This is a genomic window from Pseudomonas imperatae, from assembly GCF_057128625.1.
On record NZ_JBSKHP010000027.1, the window covers coordinates 1 to 21468 of the forward strand.

Below are 21468 nucleotides of genomic sequence, written 5' to 3' on the forward strand. Positions count from 1 at the left end.
CAACACTGCTGCCGAACAACCTGCCATTCACCGCTCTCACCCCAGATTCTATTCCCTTCTCTAGACACAAGCTGCCGCGAGGCTGCGTCCGGGGCCGCCGCAGTGTCCCGCAAAGACCGCAGCGCCGGTGACGCGGCCTTGGGGCCGCTGCTACAGGGTATGCGTCAAACGCGCCAGTAGCGGGGGTCGTCCATGACGCGGTTGTCGTTGTGCAGGTGGCCGGGCATGCGTGCCTGCAGGTAATCGATCCATGACTTGATCTTGGCATCGACGAAACGCCGCGACGAATACAGCGCATACACGTTGCGGTCAGGCGCCTTGTACGTCGGCAACACCCGTTGCAGGGTGCCGGCCTTCAACGCATTGGCGGCAATGAAGCTGGGCAGCAGGCACAGGCCCATGCCGGCCACGGCGCCCGACAGCAATGCATCGGACAGGTTGACCCGGAACGTCTCGCCCGGGGTAAAGCTTTCCTCACCCTTGGGCCCGACCAGGCTCCAGGTGTCGTCGCGCAAGGGCAGGGCCAGCCGCAGGCAGGTGTGGTGCGCCAGGTCGTCGAGGCTGCGCGGCGTGCCGTGCCGTTGCAGGTACTGCGGCGCGGCGCAGATCACCCCGCAGAAGCGCCCCAGCGGCTGGCCGACCATCTCGGAATCGGGCAAATGCTCGGACAAGGCAATGGCCATGTCGAACTGCTCCTCCACCAGGTTCACCGGCCGCCGTTCCAGGGTCAGGTCCAGCGTGACCTGGGGGTGCAGGCGGGTGTAGTCGGGCACCAGTGGCATCAGGCATTCCAGGCCGAACTCGGTCACCGCGTGCACCCGCAGGCAGCCGCTGGCCGTGAGGCAGGCCTCGCCGGCTTCCAGGGTGGCATCGTCGATCAGCGCGAGAATTTCCCGGCAGCGCGCCAGGTAGCGCGCGCCCACTTCGGTGAGCGAGCGCGAGCGAGTGGTGCGCTGCATCAGCCGCGCCTTGAGGATGTTCTCAAGCTCGGTGACCGAGCGCGACGCCTGGGCGGTGGAGATGCCCAGGCTGTGCGCGGCAGCGGTGAAGCTGCCGGTTTCGGTGACTTTGACGAAGGCCTGCATCGCATTGATGAGATCCATTGGTTAAACCCTTGCTGACAGTGGGCTTCAACCACCGCCGGCCAGCGCCATGATGCTGGCCTTGCAGGTGTGAAGCGATTCGATGAACAGGTCGGCGCGCTCGGTGAAACGCGCAGTGGGGGCGACGATGGCCACCGCGTGGGGCCCGGCGAACGTGGGCACCAGGATGGAGCAGGCGCTGATGCCGGTGATGGACTCTTCATGGTCGAAGGCAATGCCGGTCCTGCGGATCTCGGTCAATTGCGCCAGCAGCCCGGGCAGGTCCACGGTGTGCGGGGTAAGCCGGGGCAGCAGTGGGCCCAGGCACTCGCTGACCTCGCGGTCGGTCAGGGTCGACATGAACACCTTGCCGTCCGCCGTGGCGTGCATGGGCATTGGCTGCCCCACCGGGAACACCACGCGCAGCGGGTGCTCGGCCACCACGCGGTCGATCACTGAGCTTTGCTGGCGACGCATGCACGACAGAATCACGCTTTCCTGCACCGCTTCGCTCAGCTCCTCCAGCGCCTTGCGGGCGATGGTGACGATGTCCACGTGGGTCATGTGCACCATCTGTGCGAACGCCGGCCCCAGGCGAAACCCCGTGCCCGGGCGGATCGGCTCCACCAGCGCCTCGCTCTCCAGCGCAGCGACGATGCGCTGCACGGTAGAGCGCGCGAGCCCCACCTGCTGGGCAATGGCCGCCAGGCTCAGGCCCTTGGGATGCTCGCCCAGGGTGCGCATGATTGCGCTGGCGCGGGCAATCACTTGAATGCCGCCTGCACGTGTTTCGTCGATGTCGTGTTGCTCTTTCACCTGGCCTAGCCCTCTGGAATGTGCCGCGGCTGCCTGCCAGCCGCCAAGGATGGGGGCCGAGTGTACAGATTCAGCGTCTTCTCCTGCAGCGTGACCTGAGGTTGCGTCGTCGCCGATAACCACATTATGATACATCGAATCGCATTGTGGTTAGTTTTTCATCCCTTGAATTTCCTTCGGCGGCTTCCAGCCGGCCAGAGGACGCGTGCGTTACACCTGGAGAACGAACATGAAGATCAGTCCCAACCGCAGCCGTTGGTGCGCCTTGCCGCTGTCGGCCCTGCTGCTGTGCGCCTGCAAGGAGGCCCAGCCGCCTGCCGACGTGCGCCCGCCGGAAGTGGGCGTGGTGACCTTGAAGAGCCAGCAGGTGCTGCTGAGCAGTGACCTGCCGGGCCGTACCTCGGCCTACCGCGTGGCGGAAGTACGCCCGCAGGTCAGCGGCATCGTGGTCAAGCGCCTGTTCGAGGAGGGCGCGGTAGTGAAAAAGGGCCAGCAGCTGTACCAGATCGACCCGGCCACTTACGAGGCTGCGCTGGACAAGGCCCAGGCCAACCTGGACAGCACGCGCAACCTGGCCCAGCGCTACCAGCGCCTGCTGGACAGCCGCGCCATCAGCCGTCAGCAGTACGACGACGCCGACGCCAACTACCGCCAGGCCCAGGCCGACCTGAAAACCGCGCGCATCAACCTGGAGTACACCAAGGTGCTGGCGCCAATCGACGGCCGTATCAGCCGTTCCGCCGTCACCGAGGGTGCGCTGGTCAGCAACGGCCAGGCCGATGCCCTGGCCTCGATCAACCAGCTGGACCCCATCTATGTCGACGTCACCCAGGCGTCCACCGACATGCTCAAGCTGCGCCGCGAACTGGATTCCGGCCAGTTGGCCATGGCCGGGCCCGACCAGGTCAAGGTGCAGCTGCGCCTTGAGGATGGCTCGGCCTATAGCGAAGCCGGCGCGCTGAAGTTTTCTGAAGTGACGGTGGACCCCACCACCGGCGCCGTCACCCTGCGCGCGGCGTTCGCCAACCCCAAGGGCATCCTGCTGCCGGGCATGTTCGTCCACGCCACGCTGGCCGAAGGCGTGCGCGAGGACGCCATCCTGGTGCCGCAACAGGGCGTGACCCGCGACCTCAAGGGCGAAGCCACGGCGCTGGTAGTGGGCGCCGACAACAAGGCCGAACTGCGCTCGGTCAAGACCTTGCGCGTGGTCGGTAACCAGTGGCTGGTGGAATCGGGCCTCGCGGCCGGTGACCGGGTGATCACTGAAGGCGTGCAGCGCGCCCGCCCGGGCATGAGCGTGGCGGCGGTGGCGGCGCAAAACGTCGATGTTGCAGCGCCCCTGGCCAGCGCCGCCCGGTAATGGCGGCGTCCCCTTTCTTTCAAGGTAACTGCGTAAATGGCTAACTTTTTCATCAACCGGCCGATCTTCGCCTGGGTGGTCGCGATCGTGATCATGCTGGCAGGCGCGCTTGCGATCCTCAAGCTGCCGATCAACCAATACCCCAACATCGCCGCCCCGGCGGTGAACATCACCGTGACCTACCCGGGCGCCTCGGCGCAGACCGTGCAGGACACCGTGGTGCAGGTCATCGAGCAGCAACTGAACAACCTCGACGGCCTGCGCTATATGTCGTCGGAGAGCAACAGCGACGGCAGCACCAACATCACCGTCACCTTCGACCAGGGCACCGACCCCGACATCGCCCAGGTGCAAGTGCAGAACAAGCTGCAACTGGCGACCCCGCTGTTGCCTGAAGAAGTGCAGCGCCAGGGCCTGCGCGTGGCCAAGTACCAGGTCAACTTCATGTTGATCGTGGGCCTGTACTCCGAAGATGGCTCGATGGACGACTTCGACATCGGCAACTACATCGCGTCGAACATGAAAGACCCGGTGCTGCGCACCAAGGGCGTGGGCGACTACCTGATGCTGGGCGCGCAGTACGCCATGCGCATCTGGGTCGACCCGGAAAAGCTGGTGAGCTACCAGCTGACGCCCCAGGACGTGATCGATGCGGTGTCGTCGGAAAACGTCCAGGTGTCGTCCGGTTCCCTGGGCGGCCTGCCGACCCGCAAGGGCGTGCAACTGAACGCCACCATCCTGGGCAAGTCGCGCATGACCACTGCCGAGGAGTTCCGCGAGATTCTGCTGAAGGTCAACCCAGACGGCTCCCAGGTGCGGGTGAAAGATGTCGCCGAGGTTGGCCTGGGCGCGGAGAACTTCTCCATCTCCGGCACCTATAACGGCAAGCCGGCGGCGGCCCTGGCCCTGCGCCTGGCCACCGGCGCGAACCTGCTGGACACCGTGAAAAACGTGCGCGACACCGTCGCCCGGCTGCAACCCTACATGCCCAAGGGCCTGAAGGTGGTGTTCCCCTACGACACCTCGCCGGTGGTGGGCGCCTCGATCCATGAGGTGGTCAAGACCCTGTTCGAAGGCATCGTGCTGGTGTTCCTGGTCATGTACCTGTTCATGCAGAACCTGCGCGCCACGCTGATTCCCACCCTGGCGGTGCCGGTGGTGCTGTTGGGTACCTTCGGCGTGCTGTCGGCGTTCGGCTTCACCATCAATACCTTGACCATGTTCGGCATGGTGTTGGCCATCGGCCTGCTGGTGGATGACGCCATCGTGGTGGTGGAAAACGTGGAACGGGTGATGGTCGAGGATCACCTGTCGCCCAAGGAGGCCACGCAAAAGTCCATGGGCCAGATCCAGGGTGCGCTGGTGGGCATCGCCATGGTGCTCAGCGCGGTGTTCGTGCCCATGGCCTTCTTCGGCGGTGCCACGGGCATCATCTACCGGCAGTTCTCGGTGACCATCGTCTCGGCCATGGCCCTGTCGGTGCTGGTGGCCATGGTCTTTACCCCGGCCCTGTGCGCCACGCTGCTCAAGCCGGTCAGCCACGACCATCACGACAAGAAGGGTTTCTTCGGCTGGTTCAACCGCACCTTCGACCGTGGCGCCGACCGCTACAAGGGCGGGGTGGCGGCCATTGCCAAGCGCAAGGGGCTGTTCATGCTGGTGTGGGCGGTGATCGTCGCTGGCGTGGTGCTGCTGTTCCCGAAAATCCCCACGGCGTTCCTGCCCGATGAAGACCAGGGCACCATGGTGGTCCAGGTGCAGATGCCGCCCAATACCGCCGCCGGGCGCACCCAGGTGGTGCTGGACCAGGTGCGTGATTACCTGCTGAAAGACGAAAGTGCCATCGTCGAATCGGCCTACACGGTAAACGGCTTCAACTTCGCCGGGCGTGGGCAGAACTCGGGCATGCTGTTCATCGGCCTCAAGCCCTGGGAAGAGCGCGAGGGCAAGGACACCTCGATCTTCAACCTGGCCGCGCGCCTGCAAAAAATGGGCTCGGCCATCAAGGACGGCACCGTGGTGGCCATCGTGCCGCCGGCCATTCTCGAGCTGGGCAACGCCAAGGGCTTTGACCTGTACCTGCAGGACAACACTGGCATGGGCCATGAACAGCTGATGGAGGCGCGCAACAAGTTCCTGCAACTGGCGGCGCAGAACCCGCTGCTGATGAACGTGCGCCCTAACGGCCTGAACGACGAACCGCAGTACAAGGTGGTGATCGACTACGAGAAGGCGCGGGCGCTGCAGGTGAGCATCGCCGACATCAACGAGACCATGACCACCGCCTGGGGCTCGTCCTACGTCAACGACTTCGTCGACCGCGGGCGCGTGAAGAAGGTGTACGTGCAGGGCCAGGTCGACTCGCGCATTTCGCCCCAGGACTTCGACAAGTGGTACGTGCGCAACAACAAGGGCGAGATGGTCAAGTTCTCGGCATTCGCCTCGGGCTACTGGACCTACGGCTCACCGAAGCTTGAGCGCTACAACGGCATTCCGGCGGTGGAGATCCAGGGTGAACCGGCGCCCGGCCACAGCACCGGCGAGGCCATGGCCGAGGCGGAGAAGATCCTTGCGCAGCTGCCTCCGGGCATCGGTATCCAGTTCACCGGCATTTCCTATGAGGAGCGCTCGGCGGGCTCCCAGGCGCCGGCCTTGTACGCCATCTCCCTGCTGATCGTGTTCCTGTGCCTGGCCGCGCTGTATGAAAGCTGGTCGGTGCCGGTGGCGGTGATCATGGTGGTGCCGCTGGGTGTTATCGGTGCGGTCATCGCCACCCTGGCGCGCGGCCTGTCCAACGATGTGTTCTTCCAGGTCGGCCTGCTGACCACGGTGGGGCTGTCGGCGAAGAACGCCATCCTCATCATCGAGTTCGCCAAGGCTCTGCATGAAGAACACGGCAAGCCGTTGCTGGAAGCTGCGGTGGAAGCGGCGCGCCTGCGCCTGCGGCCGATCATCATGACCTCGCTGGCGTTCATGCTCGGCGTGCTGCCGCTGGCCATTTCCAACGGCGCCGGCTCCGGCAGCCAGCACTCCATCGGCACTGGCGTGGTCGGTGGCATGGTCACCGCGACCTTCCTGGCGGTGTTCTTCGTGCCGATGTTCTTTGTGTTGATCTGCAACCTGTTCAGCAAGAAACCCGCGCAACAACCTGCGCCGGCGGTGGGAGAAGAAGCATGAAACACACAGGCTTGAAACTGGCCGCGTTGGTGGCGGCCATGGCGCTGGGCGGCTGTTCGCTGATCCCGGCGTACCAGCGCCCCGAGGCGCCGGTGCCGCAGCAATGGGACAGCCCGGCGCTAACAGTGGCCGGGGGAACCCTGGCCAGCTGGCCGGTGTTCTTCAAGGACGCGCGCCTCAAGGACCTGATTGGCCAGGCGCTGGAGAACAACCGTGACCTGCGCGTGGCGGCCTTGAACGTCGAGAAGGCCCAGGCGCTGTATCGCATCCAGCGCGCCGACCTGTTGCCCACCATCGGCGCCACGGTGGCGGGGGACAACCAGCGCACCCCAGCTGACCTGAGCACCACCGGGCGCACCCAGGTCACCCACGTCAACAGCGCCGGCATTGGCTTCACGGCTTATGAGCTGGACTTCTTCGGCCGGGTGCGCAGCCTGAACGAGGAGGCGCTGGAAACCTACCTGCAGGACGTGGAAGCGCAGCGCAGCGCGCACATCGCCCTGGTGGCGGAAGTGGCCAGCGCCTGGTACCAGCTGCAGGCTGACCAGCAGCTGCTGGCCATCGCCCGCCAGACCCTGGCCAGCCAGCAGGCCAGCTATGGTCTGGTGAAAAGCAGCTACGACAACCAGGTGTCCACCGAGCTGGACCTGAGCCAGGCCGAGAGCACCGTGCGCACGGCGCAGTCGAGCCAGGCGCAGTACACCCGCCAGGTGGAGCAGGACAAGAACGCCCTGGTGCTGCTGGTGGGCAAGCCGCTGGCGCCCGAGGTGTTCCAGGCGGTGCAAGGCCTGCCGGCTGGCATGGAGGACAACCTGCCGGTGGGCCTGCCCTCGGACCTGCTGACCCTGCGCCCGGACATCCAGGGTGCCGAGCACGCCCTGAAGGCGGCCAACGCCGACATCGGCGCGGCGCGCGCAGCGTTCTTCCCCAGCATCAGCCTGACCGCCTCGGCGGGTTCGGCCAGCAGCGACCTGGGCCATCTGTTCGCAGGCGGGCAGGGCGCGTGGAGTTTTGCGCCGAGCATCAACCTGCCGATCTTCAACGCTGGCCGCAATCGCGCCAACCTGGACGCGGCCAAGGTGCAGAAGTCCATCGAAGTGGCCAACTACCAGAAGGCCATCCAGGTGGCCTTCCGCGAAGTGGCGGACGGCCTGGTGGCCCAGGGCACATTGAACGACCAGGTGAACGCCGACAGCCTGCTGGTGACGGCGAACATGCGCAGCTACCAACTCGCCGACCGGCGTTACCAGGAAGGCGTGGACACCTACCTCAACAGCCTGGACGCGCAACGCAACCTGTTCGCCTCGCAACAGACCCTGGTGCAAAGCCAGCTGGCGCGGCTGAACAACAGCGTGTCGCTGTACAAGGCGCTGGGCGGCGGGCAGTAAGCCGATCCTGCGTGGCGCCGTGCGATGTGTGCAGGATTTCGCGTAGCAGCAACCGTCTTGAAATGGCGTCGTCTGCATCGCGACTAAAGTCGGCTCCTACGCCGTACGTGGTAGGAGCCGGCCTTGGCCGCGATGCAGGCGACGCGGTCCATGGGGTATCCGCATTCGCGTAGCAGCTGCCGAAGGCTGCGTCCGGCGGCGGTCCTGCGTTGCTCCAGGACGCGGCCTTCAGCGGATGGCCGCCCCGCCGCTGCTACAGGTGCGATGTGTGCAGGATTTCGCGTAGCAGCAACCGTCTTGAAATGGCGTCGTCTGCATCGCGACTAAAGTCGGCTCCTACGCCGTACGTGGTAGGAGCCGGCCTTGGCCGCGATGCAGGCGACGCGGTCCATGGCGTATCCGCATTCGAGTAGCAGCTGCCGAAGGCTGCGTCCGGCGGCGGTGCTGCGTTGCTCCAGGACGCGGCCTTCAGCCGCTGCTACAGGTGCGATGTGCGCAGGATTTCGCGTAGCAGCAACCGTCTTGAAATGGCGTCGTCTGCATCGCGATCGGCGTGCGCGCGCCCCTTTACCAAGCTACCGCAGGCTGGGCCCGAAGGCTCAGAAATCTTCTGCCTGAATCTGGTAAAGCGCGTCGCTGCCCGCGCGTATCGCGGCCTCCAGGCTGAGGACGCGTGGCAGCAGCTTGGCGAAATAAAACCCGGCGGTGGCCAGTTTGGCGTCGTGGAAGGCTTCGTCTTCCGCGTGCTTGAGCGTCGCCACCCTCGCCATTCGCGCCCACATGTAGGCATAGGCCACGTAGCCGAACAGGTGCAGATAGTCCACGCAGGCGCTGCTCACGGCGTTGGCGTCCAGCGCCGCCTGGTCCAGCAGCCAACTCCCCACGTCCTCCAACCGCTGCAGCGCATCCAGCAAAGCCTTGCCATGCGGGCAGCCGGGCAGGGCTGCGTACGCGCGAATTTCATCGGTGAACATTCGCAACGCCTCGCCGCCATTGGCGAGCACCTTGCGCCCGAGCAGGTCCAAGGCCTGGATGCCGTTGGTGCCTTCGTAGATCTGCGCGATGCGCACGTCGCGCACCAACTGTTCCTGGCCCCATTCGCGAATGTAGCCGTGGCCACCGAACACCTGCTGACCGTGGATGCAGCTCTCAAGCCCAGTGTCGGTGAAGAAGGCCTTGGCCACCGGCGTCAGCAGCGCCACCAGCGCCTGGGCGCGCTCGCGCTCGGCGGCGTCGGGGGCGTGCTTGGCCAGGTCCAGCTGCTGGCCCACGTAGCAGGCGAACGCGCGGCCGCCTTCGGTCATGGCTTTCATGGTCAGCAGCATGCGCCGCACGTCACCGTGGACGATGATTGGGTCGGCGGCCTTCTGCGGCGCTTGCACACCTGCTGCCGCACGGCCTTGCAGGCGGTCGCGGGCGTAGGCCACGGCGTTCTGCCAGGAAGCCTCGGCACAGCCGATGCCCTGCAGGCCAATGGACAGACGCTCGTAGTTCATCATCGTGAACATCGCCGCCAGGCCCTTGTGCGCTTCGCCCACCAGCCAACCGGTGGCGCCGTCGAAGTTCATCACGCAGGTGGACGAGGCCTTGATGCCCATCTTGTGCTCGATGGACCCGCAGCTCACGGCGTTGGCCGGGCCCAGGCTGCCATCGGCATTGATCAGCCGCTTGGGCACCAGGAACAGGGAGATGCCCTTGGGCCCGGCCGGCGCGTCGGGCAGGCGGGCCAGCACCAGGTGGATGATGTTCTCGGTGAGGTCCTGTTCGCCACCGGTGATGAAGATCTTGCTGCCGCTGATGGCATAAGCGTCGCCACCGGCCGGCACGGCACGGGTGCGGATCAGCCCCAGGTCGGTGCCGGCATGGGCCTCGGTCAGGCACATGGACCCGGCCCAGCGCCCTTCGTACATGGCCGGCAGGTAAGTGGCCTTGAGCGCCTCGCTGGCGTGCACGTCGATGGCCAGGCAGGCGCCGGCGCTGAGCACCGAGTACAGCGCCAGGCTGGAGTTGGCCGCGTACAGCATCTCCTCGAACTGCACCGCCAGCATCTTCGGCATGCCCATGCCGCCCCAGGCCGGGTTGCCGCTCAAGCCCACCCAGCCGCCGCCACTGTAAGTGGCGTAGGCCTGCTGGAAACCGGCCGGGGTACGCACCTGGCCGTCCTCCCAGCGCGCGCCTTCCTCGTCGCCGCTGCGGTTGAGCGGGGCGAGGATGCCGGCGCTGATCTTCGCCGCCTCCTCAAGCACCGCGTCGGCGGTGTCGGCGTCCACCGTCTCGGCCAGGCCAGGCAGGCGTGCCCACAGCGCGGGGCCCTCGAATACATCGTGCAGCACGAAACGCAGGTCTTTCAGCGGGGCGGTGTAGGCGGGCATGGCGGGTAAAACCTCTTGTGATTGTTAGGGGTGAAGCCCGTGGCAGAGCGGTTTGAAAAATCGCTCAAAAAAACTATTGATGACTCTATCAAAAATGATGACTATATCAATAGTGCTCGACCCGGCCCCTTCCACTGGGTACGAGCGGACAACAACAAAGACAAACAGGACGACACCATGAACGCGATTGATCCCGCTGCACGCCCGCACGCCGCCACTGGCCAGGACCGCAGCACTGTGCTGCGCGACTACGCCCGCGGGCTGATTCCCACCCTCAAGGCCCGCGTCGCCGAGACCGTGCGCCTGGGCCGCTTGCCCGCTGAAACCATTGCTGACCTCGAAGCCGGCGGCCTGCTGAGCATGACCACGCCGCGCCTGTACGGCGGCGACCCGGTCAGCGTGCGCACCTTCCTCGACGTGGTGGCCGAACTGGGCCGCGCCGACGCCTCGGTGGCCTGGGTCGTCGCCCTGACCAACGTCACCACCTGGGCTGCGGCGGCGCTGTTCAACCAGCAGACCGGCGACGCCATCTTCCGCGGCGACCAGCCGGCGCGGGTCACCGGCGTGCTGTCGCCGCGCAAGGCGGTGGTGCGCAAGGTCGAGGGCGGCTACGTGATTGAAGAGGGCCTGTGGGGCTTCAACTCCGGCGTCTACCACGCCACCTGGGACTTCCTCGGCATGCCCATCGTCGACGCCACAGGCAAGGTGCTGGACCAGGGTGCGGCGATGATCCCCGCCCATGAGCTGGAAATCCTCAACGACTGGAACGTGATCGGCATCTGCGGCAGCGGCAGTTCCAGCGTCAAGGTCACTAACCTGTTCGTGCCCGACGCGCGCGTGACGTCCATGAGCCGCGCCATCGAGGGCGACTACGCTTCCAGTCACCTGGCCGACGAGCCGCTGTTCCGTACCGCGTGCATGCCCATGCTGGCCATCATCCTGGCGTTCCCTGCCCTGGGGCTGGGCGTGGCGGCGCTGGAAACCTTCCTGGAAACCCTGCCGCGCCGGGGCATCCAGTACTCCTGGTATGCCAAGCAGTCGGAGGCGCCCATCACCCACCTGCAGGTGGGCGAAGCGTCGGCGAAGATCGACGCGGCGCGGGCGGTGCTCGAACGCCACGCCGCAACCATGGACATCAGCGCCGCCTCCGGCCAGTACATGGACTTCCAGGAACGCGCGCGCATCCGCCGCGACGTCGGCTACGCCGAAAAGCTGATCTGGGAAGCGGTGGACCTGCTGGCCTCGGCCTCCGGTGGCTCGCTGGCGTCGGTCAACAACCCCATGACCCGCATCTGGCAGGACGCGCGCATCGCTTCGCTGCACGGCGTGGTCAGCCCCAACACCAACTTCGAGACCTACGGCCGCATCCTCTGTGGGCTGACGCCCGGCACCCCGTTCATCTGAACCCGGCGTCATTCATCTCAGGAGACAGGCACATGCAGGTTGAGCAAATCGACGCCCGCGCCTTTCGGCGGGTCATGGGCAAATTCGCCACCGGCGTCACGGTGGTCACCTTCGAGCATGAGGGCAGCACCGCCGGCATGACCGCCAACGCGTTCATGTCGCTGTCGGTGGACCCGCCCATGGTGCTGATCGCGGTGCGCAACCCGTCGCGCTTCGCCAGCAGCGTGGCGGTGGGCGACCCGTTCGGCATCAGCTTCCTGCGCGAGGAGCACGAAGCGCTGAGCAGCCACTTCGGCGGCCGGCCGCAGCCGGGCCACGCGCCGGCCTTCGTGCCGGTGCAGCAGGTGCCGGTGCTGGACGGCGCGCTGGTGCAACTGGCGGTGCGCGCCAACGCCGTGCACGTGGGCGGCGACCACCTGATCTACACCGCCGACGTGCTGGGCCTGGCCGAGTCGGACGGGCGCCCGCTGCTGTTCTTCTCCGGCGCCTACAAGCAGTTGCACGCACTGGACCCGGCCACCTGCTGGTTCGACGTCGGCTGACCGCCGGCAGCCTTTGAACACGGCTTCCCCACACGGTCCCGCGGGCACCGTGCGGCCCCCCTTTGCCCGCGAATTTACAAGAACAAGGAGCACAAGATGATTGCTGTTCGCGATATTGCCTACGTGCGCTACCAGGTGCCGGACCTCGTCACGCAAGCGCGCTTCCTCGAAGATTTCGGCCTGCGCGTGCACCAGCAGAGCGCCTCGGCGCTGGTGATGGCCAGCCATGCTGGCGGCTACCCCGCGTACCTGGCCAGCAAGGGCCCGGCCCAGGCCCTGGGCGCAGGTTTCGTGGTGCAGAGCCTCGCCGACCTGCACGCAGTAGCCGCGCAGCAAGGCACCGAAGTCAGCTTCAACCATGAACTGGGCGCCGGCTCCGTGGTGCACCTGCGTGACCCCGACGGCTTCCAGATCGACCTGCTGTTCGGCGGCGAGACGGTGCCGCCCGCGCCGGTGCGCCGCCCGCTGCAGCTCAACAACGCCGGCGAGCGCCGCCGGGTAGGGCGCACCAACCGCGTGGCCGGCCAGGCCTCGCAGGTGATGCGCCTGGGCCACGTGGTGCTCAAGACCGTGGACTTCCCGGCGATGCTGGCGTTCTACCAGGACGTGCTGGGCTTCCGCGTTTCCGACAGCTACCACGGCGAACGCCCGGAGCACACCGTGGCGGCGTTCCTGCACTGCGGCCTGGGCGAGCAGTTCACCGACCACCACACCCTGGCGCTGCTGGGGCTGGGCAACGCAACGCCGGCCTTCGACCACAGCGCCTTCGAGGTGCTGGACTGGGACGACCTGGCGTGTGGCAGCCACCACCTGCAGGCCAAGGCCTACACACACTCCTGGGGCATCGGCCGCCACGTGCACGGCAGCCAGGTGTTCGACTACTGGCGCGACCCGTTCGGCAACAAGGTCGAGCACTGGACCGACGGCGACCTGGTCAACGACCACACGCCCACCACCCACACCCCCCTCAACCCCGATGCGCTGGCGCAGTGGGCGCCGCCCCTGGCCTCGGACTTCCTGGCCTGAAGCCTTTTTTATTGGAGCAACCACGATGAAACTTGCACGCTACAGCCACGCCGGTAAAACCTGCGTGGGCAAGGTCGAAGGCGACCGCGTCGTCGACCTCACCGCCCTGGCCACCCCCCACGCGCTGCTGGACGTGGCCGCGCTGTTGGCGCCAGCCACCCTGGCCGCCGCAGCCGACGTCCAGCCCAGCGCCAGCAACAGCCTGGCCCTGGACCAGGTGCGCCTGCTGGCGCCGATTGTGCGCCCAGGCAAATTCCTTTGCCTGGGCATGAACTACAAGGACCACGAAGCCGAAGCCCGGCGCCTTGGCGTGGCGATTCCGCCTTCGCAGGTGTGGTTCAGCAAGCAGATCAGCTGCATCACCGGCCCCTACGACCCGGTGCACGACCCCATCGCCTGCGAGCGCCTGGACTACGAGGCCGAGTTGGGCGTGGTGATCGGCAAGGGCGGCCGGCGCATCAGCGAGGCCGAGGCGCTTGACCACGTGGCCGGCTACTTCGTCGCCAACGATGTCAGCGCCCGCGACTGGCAGGCCAAGAGCCCGACCTGGACCCTGGGCAAGTCCTTCGACACCCACGGCCCCATCGGCCCGTGGATCGTCACCGCCGACGAGATCCCCGACCCCCAGGCCCTGGGCATCCGCCTCAGCGTCAACGGCGAAGTGCGCCAGGACTCCAACACCCGCCTGATGAACTACAGCATTGCCCGGCAGATCGCCTACCTCAGCGAGGTGATGACCCTGGAGCCGGGCGACATTCTCATCACCGGCACCCCGGCCGGCGTCGGCATCGGCATGGACCCGCCGCGCTTCCTCAAGGCCGGCGACGTGGTGCGCGTGGCCATCGACGGCATCGGCCACATCGAGAACACCATCGTCAACGAAGCGTCCTGAACCTGCGGGCCGGCAGCGCCTGCCGGCCTTCACCCTCGACAATAAAAAGGAACACCCCATGGCTGCCAGCAACCGCAAAGTCATCATCACCTGCGCCATCACCGGCTCCATCCATACCCCGTCGATGTCGCCGTACCTGCCCATCACCCCGGCGCAGATCGCCCGCTCGGCCATCGAGGCCGCCGAGGCCGGCGCCGCGGTGGTGCACCTGCACGCCCGCGACCCCGAGACCGGCATGCCCAGCCAGGACCCGGCGCTGTTCGCGCAGTTCCTGCCGGTGATCAAGCGCGCGTCCGACGTGGTGCTGAACCTCACCACCGGCGGCGCGCCGACCATGAGCATCGAGGAACGCCTGGCGCCGGCGCTGCAGTTCCAGCCCGAGGTGGCCTCGCTGAACATGGGCACCATGAACTTCGGCTCCTATGAGCTGCTGGAGCGCTACTCGAGCTTCCAGCACGCGTGGGAGCGGCCGTACCTGGCCGACAGCGACGAGCGGATTTTCCGCAACACCTTCCGCGACATCGCCTTCATCCTCGACGCCTGCGCGGCCAACCGCACCCGCTTCGAGATCGAGTGCTACGACATCGGCCACCTGTACACAGCCGCGCACTTCCGCCAGCGCGGGCTGGTCAAGGACCCGCTGTTCATCCAGTCGGTGTTCGGCATCCGTGGCGGCATCGGCAACCACCCCGAGGACATCACCCACATGAAGCGCACCGCCGACCGCCTGTTCGGCGACGCCTACAACTGGTCGGTGCTGGGCGCCGGTGCGCAGCAGTCGCGCATCGCCACCCAGGCGTTGCTGCAGGGCGGCCATGTGCGCGTGGGCCTGGAAGACAATCTGTGGCTGGGCAAGGGCCAGCTGGCCGAGAGCAATGCGCAGCAGGTGCGCGCCATTCGCCAGGTGGTCGAGGCCCTGGGCTTCGAGGTGGCTACTCCGGACGAGGCGCGGCAGATCATGGGCCTGAAAGGGCGCGACAGCGTGGCCTTCTAACCCCGGCAGGGGCATTTTACCAACGCGTTATCCAATAACAATAAAATCAGTGCGGGTAAACACATGACTCACAAGACAAGCACCGCCGCGTGCGTGGCCGGCGCGCTGTTGGCCAGCGCCAGCGCCCACGGCATGAACTTCAACATCCCCACCTCCGCCAGCATCGAGTCGGCGCAGATGGGCGGCGCCTCGCTGGCGTTCCCCCAGTCGAGCATGATCGCCAGCGACAACCCGGCGGGCATGGCCATGCTCGGCAACCGCACCGACGCCGGGATGCAGCTGTTCCTGGCGCACTTTCGTTCAAGCTTTGGCAATGCAAGCAACCGCGACGACTTCAAGGTGGCCGCGCCCATTCCCAGTGGTGGCATCAACTGGATGGCCAGCGAGCGCATGAGCCTGGGGCTGTCGATGTACTCGGTGGGCTCGGGGGTGGAGTACGACCATGCCGCCGTGCCGGGGCAGGGTTTCCCGGCCGCGAAAACCAAGGTGGCGTTCCTCAACTTCGCCCCGACCCTGGCGTACAAGGTTACCCCGGACCTGAGCCTGGGCGTCTCGGCGCTGATTGGCGTGCAGCACCTGCAGGCGCGCGGCATGGTCGCGCCGCAGGCGGACGGCAGCCTGGGCCTGCTGCCCAGCCACGGGGTGTCGACCAACATGGGTTACGGCGCGCGCATCGGGGCGCTGTGGAACCTCAACAGCGCGGTCAGCGTGGGCGCGTCGTGGTCGCCGAAGATGCGCTTCGGCAAGGCCGACGGCTACAAGGACGACCTGCTGGCGGGCGCCGGTGGCCACCTGGACCTGCCCGAGCAGTACGGGGTAGGGGTCGCGTTGCATGTCACGCCGACGCTGACCCTGGCCGCCGACTACCTGCGCATCGAATGGAGCCACGTCGGCTTTCTCGACGACCCCCAGGGCGCCGGGTTGCGCAGCCAGAACGTCTACCGGGTGGGCGCTGCGTGGCAGGCCATGCCGGCGCTGACCCTGCGCGCCGGCTTCAAGCAGGCGTCGCGGGCGGTGGACTCCGACCACACGGCGGCCAACTACTTCTCGCCGGGCATCCTCGACAATTCCCTGAGCAGCGGCTTCAGTTGGCAGGCCACGGCCTCCACGGCGCTGTCGTTGGGCTGGGAGTACCACCTGCCGCAGACGGTACGCGGCACCGGGCCGAGCACCGGCAGCAACCTGGGCGCGCATTATTCGCAGGTGCTGTTGGGGCTGGGCACGCAGTTCTAGGGCAACGCCCTTGGCGGGGATAATCGTCTTGCCGCGCAGAGTCGAGTATCCTGTGGCCCGTCACGGTCACGTCTGCATTAAGGGAAGGTTATGCCTGCCAAGGGCGATCAGCACGGCGCTCCCCAGCCGAAAATCAATCACAAGGCCCGTGAGCGCACGCGCGGCAAGCTGCTGCGCGCGGCGCGCACGGTCATGGGCAGCAAAGGCATCGATGCCACTGCCATCAATGACATCACCGAAGAGGCCGGGCTGTCGTTCGGCTCCTTCTACAACTACTTCAGCAGCAAGGAAGACGTGGCCCGGGCGGTGTTCCAGGAAGACGCCCTGCTGATGGCCGACCTGCTGGACGCCGCCACCTTGCCGGACGCCGGCATTGCCGAAGTGGTCGGGGTGAACATGCGCCGCACCATCCACCGCGGCCTCACCGACCCGGTGTGGGGCTGGTTCATGATTCATTCGGTGTACAGCATCAACGACATGGTCGTGACCATGGGCACCCGCCTGGCCCGCGACCTGGAAACCGGCAAGCGCGCCGGGGTGTTCAACGTCAAGGAAATCGACGCCACCGTGGACTGCGTGGTGGGCGGCATGCTCTACCTGCTGCGGCAGATCCTGGAAGGCGCACGCCCGGCCACGGCGGTGGAAAGCATGGTGCATTTCGTCCTCAGCGGCCTGGGCGTGAGCAGCGAAGAGATCGAGCGTATCAACAGCATTGATTTGCAGTGAGAGTGTGCAGTTGTGGGAGCTGGCTTGCCAGCGAGCTTTTCGGGCCTGAAAAGCTCGCTGGCAAGCAAGCTCCCACATGAGCGACTTAGGCTTACCTTTGAAATTGTTTGGAGACGCACGGATGCAACCCCTGGACATTCGCCCGCTTGAACGCACCGACGCACCAGCCCTGCTGGCCTTCGAAACCGCGAACCGTGGCTGGTTCGAGGCGCATATCGACCCGCGCGATCCGGGCTTTTATTGCCTGGAAGGCGTGGCTGCGCACATTGATCAATACCTGGCCGGCTTCGCCCAGGGCACCTGGCACCCGCTGGTGATCGTCGACGCCAAGCAGGCCATCGTCGGCCGCGCCAACCTCAAGGACATTGACCTGCTCACCCGCAGCGCTGAAGTCGGCTACCGCATCGCCGAGCACGCTTGCGGCCAGGGCCTGGCGACCCTGGCGCTGCGCCGGCTGATCGACGAGGCCCGTGGGCGCTGGCAGCTGACGCAGCTGGTGGCCCAGGTGTACGACAGCAACCTGGGCTCGCGGGCGGTGCTGCAACGCGCAGGCTTCGTGCCCGGCGCCGAAGGCTTCGTGCTCACGCTATAAGTGCTCAGCGCCGGCCGCTGCGGGTGCTGACGTCGACCCACACGGCCAGCACCAGGATGCTGCCCTTGACGATCATCTGCCAGTAGCTGTCGACGTCGAGCATCGACATGCCGTTGTCCAGGCTGGTGATCACCAGCGCGCCCAGCAGCGCGCCGTACACCGTGCCCGAGCCGCCGCGCATGGAGGTGCCGCCGATGAAGCAGGCGGCGATGGCGTCCAGTTCGCCCATGTTGCCCGCCGACGGCGAGCCCGCCGCCAGCCGCGCGGTGTTGACCAGCCCGGCCAGGGCGCACATCACCCCCATGATGCCGAAGATCCACAGTTTCACCGCCTGCACGTTGATGCCCGACAGCCGCGTGGCCTCCATGTTGCTGCCCACCGAGTAAATACGGCGGCCGAACACGGTCTGGCTGGTGACGTAGCTGAACACCCCCAGCAGCACCAGCAACAGCAGCACCGGCACGGGAATGCCGTCGTAGCTGTTGAGGGTGTAGACGAAGCCCGCCAGCACCGCGCCAATCAGCACCACGCGCAGCCCGTCACGCAGCAGCGGCCGCGCGGCCAGGCCGTGCAGGGCACGGTTGCGGCGCTGGCGCCAGGTCAGGTACAGCGTCAGGGCGAACAGCAGCACGCCCAGCACCAGCCCCACGGTGGGCGGCAGGTAGCCCTGGCCCACGTACACCAGCGGCGCCGACACTGGCGCAATGGTGGTGCCACCGGTCACCCCCAGCAGAATGCCGCGGAACGCCAGCATGCCGCCCAGGCCGACAATGAACGAGGGAATGCGCAGGTAGGCGGTCATGTAGCCGTTGGCCAGGCCGATCACCAGCCCGCACACCGCCACCAGCGCCAGGTTGCCCAGCAGCGGCACGTGGTAGACCACGTCGAGAATCGCCGCCACGCCGCCCAGCAGCCCCAGCAGCGAACCCACCGACAGGTCGATCTCGCCGCTGATGATCACCAGCACCATGCCGCAGGCGAGGATGCCGGTGATCGACATCTGCCGCAGCAGGTTCGACAGGTTGCGCGGGGTGACGAAGCCGCCCTCGGTCTGCCAGCTGAAAAACAGCCAGATAATGGCCACGGCAATCACCAGCGCGAGCATTTTATAGCGGGTGAACAACTGTTTGACCTGGTTCATCTACGCGAACTTCCCGTTCTGGTTGGCAGGGCTTGGAGGTTGAGTGATGGCGGCGGCGAGCACCTGTTCCTGGGTGAGGCCCTGGTTGGCGAAGTCGCCGCGCAGTTGGCCTTCGCCGATCACCAGCACGCGGTCGGACACCCCCAGCACCTCGGCAAGCTCGGACGACACCATGATGATCGACACGCCCTGGGCGGCGAGGGCGCTCATCAACTTGTAGATCTCGTACTTGGCGCCCACGTCGACGCCGCGGGTGGGCTCGTCGAGAATCAGCACCCGCGGCTGGGCCAGCAGCATCTTCGCCAGCACCGCTTTCTGCTGGTTGCCGCCCGACAGGCTGGTGATGGGCAGGAACGGGCTGGCGGTCTTCAGGTGCATGCGCGCGATTTCCCGGTCGATGCTGCCCAGCTCGGCCTCGGCGTCGATGCGGGTCAGCTTCGAGTAGTTGTCCAGTACTGCCAGGGTGATGTTCTGGCCCACCCCCAGGTCGGGGATGATGCCCTGGCGCTTGCGGTCCTCGGGCACCATGCACAGGCCCGCGCGAATGGATTTCAACGGCGTGCGGGTGTCAATGCGCTGGCCGTCCAGCCACACCTCGCCGTGGTAATTGCCGGGGTAGGCGCCGAACACCGCCGACACCAGCTCGGTGCGGCCAGCGCCCACCAGGCCGGCGATGCCGAGGATCTCGCCGCGCCTGAGCACGAAAGAAATGTCGTCGACGCGCTTGCGCCGCGGGTTGTCGACGTCGAAGCAGGTGAAGTGGCGCGCCTCGAAGATCACCTCGCCGATGGCATGGGCCGTGGTGGGGTAGAGGCTGCTCATCTCGCGGCCGACCATCTGGGTGATGATCTGGTTGATGTCGAGGTCGGCCATGGCGGTGGTGGCGATGTGTTTGCCGTCGCGGATCACGGCGATGGTGTCGCACACCGCCGCCACCTCGTCGAGCTTGTGCGAGATGTACACGCAGGCCACGCCCTTGGCCTTGAGGTCGCGGATGATGTCCAGCAGCACCTCGATTTCCGAGCGGGTCAGGGCCGAGGAGGGCTCGTCGAGAATCAGCAGGCGCGCCTGCTTGTTCAACGCCTTGGCGATCTCCACCAGCTGCTGGTAGCCGCCGCCGTACTGCGACACCGGCAGCGACACGTTCATGTCCGGCACCTTCAGCTCGCGCATCAGCGCCTCGGCGCGGTGGATCATGGCCGGGTAGTTCATGCGCCCGCCGGGCAGGGTCAGTTCGTGGCCCATGAAGATGTTCTCGGCCACCGACAGGTCGGGCACCAGGGTCAGCTCCTGGTGGATGATGACGATGCCAGCGGCCTCGGTCTCGCTGATGGACTGCGCGCGCAGCGGCTGGCCGTCCCAGAGGATTTCGCCCTCCCAGGTGCCGTGGGGGTACACCGCCGACAGCACCTTCATCAGCGTGGATTTGCCGGCGCCGTTCTCGCCACACAGGCCCACGCACTCGCCGGGCCTGACCTGGATATCGATGCCGTTGAGGGCTTTCACACCGCCAAAGCTCTTGACGATGCCGTTCATTTGCAGAAGGAATTGGGACATGACTGCGGGCTCGTGGAAGGGGTGGCGGGACGCGGCCTGTGGCCGCTGCTACGGGCGTAGCAGCGGCCGCAGGCCGCGTCACGGGTTATCACTGCCCGGCGATTTGCGCCTTGCTGTAGAACCCGTCCTTCTCCAGCAGGTCGATGTTGTCCTTGGTCAGCGGGGTAGGGGTGAGCAGGATGGTGTCGACCTTCTTGCTGCCGTTGTCGTACTGCGAGGTGTAGGTGGGTTTCTCGCTGCGGGCCAACTGCACCGAAAGCTTGGCGGCCTCGGAGGCAATCAGCTTCAGCGGCTTGTACACGGTCATGGTCTGGGTGCCATCAAGCACGCGCTTGACCGCGGCAAGGTCGGCGTCCTGGCCCGAGATTGGCACCTTGCCGGCCAGCTTCTGCGCCGCCAGCGCCTGGATTGCGCCGCCGGCGGTGGCGTCGTTGGAGGCGACGATGCCGTCGATCTTGTTGCCGTTGCGGGTCAGGGCGTTCTCGACAATGCTCAGGGCCTCGGTGGGGTTCCATTCCTTCACCCACTGCTGGCCGACAATCTTGATGTCGCCCTTGTCGATGGCCGGCTGCAGCACCTTCATCTGGCCTTCACGCAGAATCTTCGCGTTGTTGTCGGTAGGCGCGCCACCCAGCAGGAAGTAATTGCCCTTGGGCGCCGCCTGCAGCACGCCGTTGGCCTGCATTTCGCCAACCTTCTCGTTGTCGAAGGAAATGTAGGCGTCGATGTCGGCGTTGAGGATCAGCCGGTCATAGGACACCACCTTGATCCCGGCCTTCTTCGCCTCGGCCACGGCGTTGGTCAGCACGGTGGCGTTGAAAGGCACGATGACGATGACGTCGACGCCGCGGGAGATGAGGTTTTCGATCTGCGAGATCTGCTTCTGCTCGTTGGCGTCGGCCGATTGCACGTAGACCTTGGCGTCCATCTTCTCCGCCGCCGCCACGAAGTAGTCACGGTCGCGGGCCCAGCGCTCCAGGCGCAGGTCGTCGATGGAAAAGCCGATCTTGGGGTGGGCGGTGTCGGCCATCACCGGCAGCGAGAGCAGGGCGAGGGCACTGGCCAATAGCGTACGTTTTAACGATTTCATGCTGGGCGTCCTTTTATTGTTGTTTGAGACACTACTTGTCGCCTGAAACTGTAGAGCGTGATTGATACCCGCGCGC

At 66.3% G+C, this 21468-nt stretch carries 17 protein-coding genes; 11 read left to right on the forward strand and 6 right to left on the reverse strand.

What is annotated here, in order from left to right; all coding sequences use genetic code 11:
- Positions 1 to 164: 164 nt before the first annotated feature.
- Together ACWKWX_RS26350 and ACWKWX_RS26355 are read right to left on the reverse strand one after the other, a co-directional pair.
- Positions 165 to 1103 (reverse strand): LysR family transcriptional regulator, encoded by a 939-nt coding sequence (locus ACWKWX_RS26350; RefSeq protein WP_483829304.1) that lies wholly within the window; start codon positions 1101 to 1103, stop codon positions 165 to 167.
- Between the two features lie 27 nt (positions 1104 to 1130).
- Positions 1131 to 1898 carry an IclR family transcriptional regulator gene (locus tag ACWKWX_RS26355; RefSeq protein WP_483829305.1) on the reverse strand — a complete coding sequence of 256 codons (768 nt, stop codon included), beginning with the start codon at positions 1896 to 1898 and terminating at the stop codon, positions 1131 to 1133.
- A gap of 229 nt (positions 1899 to 2127) precedes the next feature.
- On the opposite strand from ACWKWX_RS26355, the gene ACWKWX_RS26360 reads away from it, so the two are divergent.
- The 3 genes from ACWKWX_RS26360 to ACWKWX_RS26370 are packed head-to-tail and all read left to right on the forward strand — an operon-like array spanning position 2128 to position 7823.
- Positions 2128 to 3258 (forward strand): efflux RND transporter periplasmic adaptor subunit, encoded by a 1131-nt coding sequence (locus ACWKWX_RS26360; RefSeq protein WP_483829306.1) that lies wholly within the window; start codon positions 2128 to 2130, stop codon positions 3256 to 3258.
- Between the two features lie 36 nt (positions 3259 to 3294).
- Positions 3295 to 6435, forward strand: a complete 3141-nt coding sequence (locus ACWKWX_RS26365; protein ID WP_483829307.1) for an efflux RND transporter permease subunit — start codon at positions 3295 to 3297, stop codon at positions 6433 to 6435.
- The gene (locus ACWKWX_RS26370; RefSeq protein WP_483829308.1) at positions 6432 to 7823 is read left to right on the forward strand and encodes an efflux transporter outer membrane subunit; all 1392 of its coding nucleotides are present in this window, start codon (positions 6432 to 6434) and stop codon (positions 7821 to 7823) included. The genes ACWKWX_RS26365 and ACWKWX_RS26370 overlap by 4 nt, the downstream gene beginning before the upstream one ends.
- A gap of 599 nt (positions 7824 to 8422) precedes the next feature.
- On the opposite strand, the gene ACWKWX_RS26375 is transcribed toward ACWKWX_RS26370, so the two are convergent.
- Positions 8423 to 10195 (reverse strand): acyl-CoA dehydrogenase C-terminal domain-containing protein, encoded by a 1773-nt coding sequence (locus ACWKWX_RS26375; protein WP_483829309.1) that lies wholly within the window; start codon positions 10193 to 10195, stop codon positions 8423 to 8425.
- A gap of 177 nt (positions 10196 to 10372) precedes the next feature.
- On the opposite strand from ACWKWX_RS26375, the gene ACWKWX_RS26380 reads away from it, so the two are divergent.
- From ACWKWX_RS26380 to ACWKWX_RS26415, 8 genes are all read left to right on the forward strand, one after another.
- Entirely contained in the window at positions 10373 to 11599 is a 1227-nt protein-coding gene (locus ACWKWX_RS26380) for an acyl-CoA dehydrogenase family protein (RefSeq protein WP_483829310.1), read from the forward strand.
- 32 nt (positions 11600 to 11631) lie between these two features.
- The gene (locus ACWKWX_RS26385; protein WP_476299433.1) at positions 11632 to 12141 is read left to right on the forward strand and encodes a flavin reductase family protein; all 510 of its coding nucleotides are present in this window, start codon (positions 11632 to 11634) and stop codon (positions 12139 to 12141) included.
- Between the two features lie 96 nt (positions 12142 to 12237).
- Positions 12238 to 13167, forward strand: a complete 930-nt coding sequence (locus tag ACWKWX_RS26390; protein WP_483829311.1) for a VOC family protein — start codon at positions 12238 to 12240, stop codon at positions 13165 to 13167.
- Positions 13168 to 13192: 25 nt separating this feature from the next.
- Positions 13193 to 14059: a fumarylacetoacetate hydrolase family protein gene (locus ACWKWX_RS26395; RefSeq protein ID WP_483829312.1), complete on the forward strand. Its 867-nt coding sequence runs from the start codon at positions 13193 to 13195 to the stop codon at positions 14057 to 14059.
- 58 nt (positions 14060 to 14117) lie between these two features.
- Positions 14118 to 15053 carry a 3,5-dioxohexanoate:acetyl-CoA acetone transferase gene (gene kce, locus ACWKWX_RS26400; protein WP_473006476.1) on the forward strand — a complete coding sequence of 312 codons (936 nt, stop codon included), beginning with the start codon at positions 14118 to 14120 and terminating at the stop codon, positions 15051 to 15053.
- A 63-nt stretch (positions 15054 to 15116) separates the two neighbouring features.
- Positions 15117 to 16286 (forward strand): OmpP1/FadL family transporter, encoded by a 1170-nt coding sequence (locus ACWKWX_RS26405; RefSeq protein WP_483829313.1) that lies wholly within the window; start codon positions 15117 to 15119, stop codon positions 16284 to 16286.
- 90 nt (positions 16287 to 16376) lie between these two features.
- The gene (locus ACWKWX_RS26410; RefSeq protein ID WP_473006478.1) at positions 16377 to 17012 is read left to right on the forward strand and encodes a TetR/AcrR family transcriptional regulator; all 636 of its coding nucleotides are present in this window, start codon (positions 16377 to 16379) and stop codon (positions 17010 to 17012) included.
- A 121-nt stretch (positions 17013 to 17133) separates the two neighbouring features.
- A complete protein-coding gene (locus tag ACWKWX_RS26415) occupies positions 17134 to 17604 on the forward strand; it encodes a GNAT family N-acetyltransferase (protein ID WP_483829314.1) in 471 nt (156 codons plus the stop codon).
- Positions 17605 to 17608: 4 nt separating this feature from the next.
- Here the strand turns inward: ACWKWX_RS26415 and ACWKWX_RS26420 are convergent, their stop codons facing one another.
- From ACWKWX_RS26420 to xylF, 3 genes are all read right to left on the reverse strand, one after another.
- A complete protein-coding gene (locus ACWKWX_RS26420; protein WP_416423983.1) occupies positions 17609 to 18745 on the reverse strand; it encodes a sugar ABC transporter permease in 1137 nt (378 codons plus the stop codon).
- Positions 18746 to 20302 carry a D-xylose ABC transporter ATP-binding protein gene (gene xylG / locus ACWKWX_RS26425; RefSeq protein ID WP_473006480.1) on the reverse strand — a complete coding sequence of 519 codons (1557 nt, stop codon included), beginning with the start codon at positions 20300 to 20302 and terminating at the stop codon, positions 18746 to 18748.
- Between the two features lie 88 nt (positions 20303 to 20390).
- Entirely contained in the window at positions 20391 to 21392 is a 1002-nt protein-coding gene (gene xylF / locus ACWKWX_RS26430) for a D-xylose ABC transporter substrate-binding protein (protein WP_483829315.1), read from the reverse strand.
- Between the last annotated feature and the right edge of the window lie 76 nt (positions 21393 to 21468).

Coding starts and splice junctions, on each gene's coding strand:
- ACWKWX_RS26375 (WP_483829309.1), bottom strand. CDS start 10,195: ATGCCCGCCTACACCGCCCCGCTGAAAGACCTGCGTTTCGTGCTGCAC.
- xylF (WP_483829315.1), bottom strand. CDS start 21,392: ATGAAATCGTTAAAACGTACGCTATTGGCCAGTGCCCTCGCCCTGCTC.
- ACWKWX_RS26420 (WP_416423983.1), bottom strand. CDS start 18,745: ATGAACCAGGTCAAACAGTTGTTCACCCGCTATAAAATGCTCGCGCTG.
- ACWKWX_RS26370 (WP_483829308.1), top strand. CDS start 6,432: ATGAAACACACAGGCTTGAAACTGGCCGCGTTGGTGGCGGCCATGGCG.
- ACWKWX_RS26395 (WP_483829312.1), top strand. CDS start 13,193: ATGAAACTTGCACGCTACAGCCACGCCGGTAAAACCTGCGTGGGCAAG.
- ACWKWX_RS26380 (WP_483829310.1), top strand. CDS start 10,373: ATGAACGCGATTGATCCCGCTGCACGCCCGCACGCCGCCACTGGCCAG.
- ACWKWX_RS26410 (WP_473006478.1), top strand. CDS start 16,377: ATGCCTGCCAAGGGCGATCAGCACGGCGCTCCCCAGCCGAAAATCAAT.
- ACWKWX_RS26385 (WP_476299433.1), top strand. CDS start 11,632: ATGCAGGTTGAGCAAATCGACGCCCGCGCCTTTCGGCGGGTCATGGGC.
- ACWKWX_RS26415 (WP_483829314.1), top strand. CDS start 17,134: ATGCAACCCCTGGACATTCGCCCGCTTGAACGCACCGACGCACCAGCC.
- ACWKWX_RS26350 (WP_483829304.1), bottom strand. CDS start 1,103: ATGGATCTCATCAATGCGATGCAGGCCTTCGTCAAAGTCACCGAAACC.
- xylG (WP_473006480.1), bottom strand. CDS start 20,302: ATGTCCCAATTCCTTCTGCAAATGAACGGCATCGTCAAGAGCTTTGGC.
- ACWKWX_RS26365 (WP_483829307.1), top strand. CDS start 3,295: ATGGCTAACTTTTTCATCAACCGGCCGATCTTCGCCTGGGTGGTCGCG.
- ACWKWX_RS26390 (WP_483829311.1), top strand. CDS start 12,238: ATGATTGCTGTTCGCGATATTGCCTACGTGCGCTACCAGGTGCCGGAC.
- kce (WP_473006476.1), top strand. CDS start 14,118: ATGGCTGCCAGCAACCGCAAAGTCATCATCACCTGCGCCATCACCGGC.
- ACWKWX_RS26360 (WP_483829306.1), top strand. CDS start 2,128: ATGAAGATCAGTCCCAACCGCAGCCGTTGGTGCGCCTTGCCGCTGTCG.
- ACWKWX_RS26405 (WP_483829313.1), top strand. CDS start 15,117: ATGACTCACAAGACAAGCACCGCCGCGTGCGTGGCCGGCGCGCTGTTG.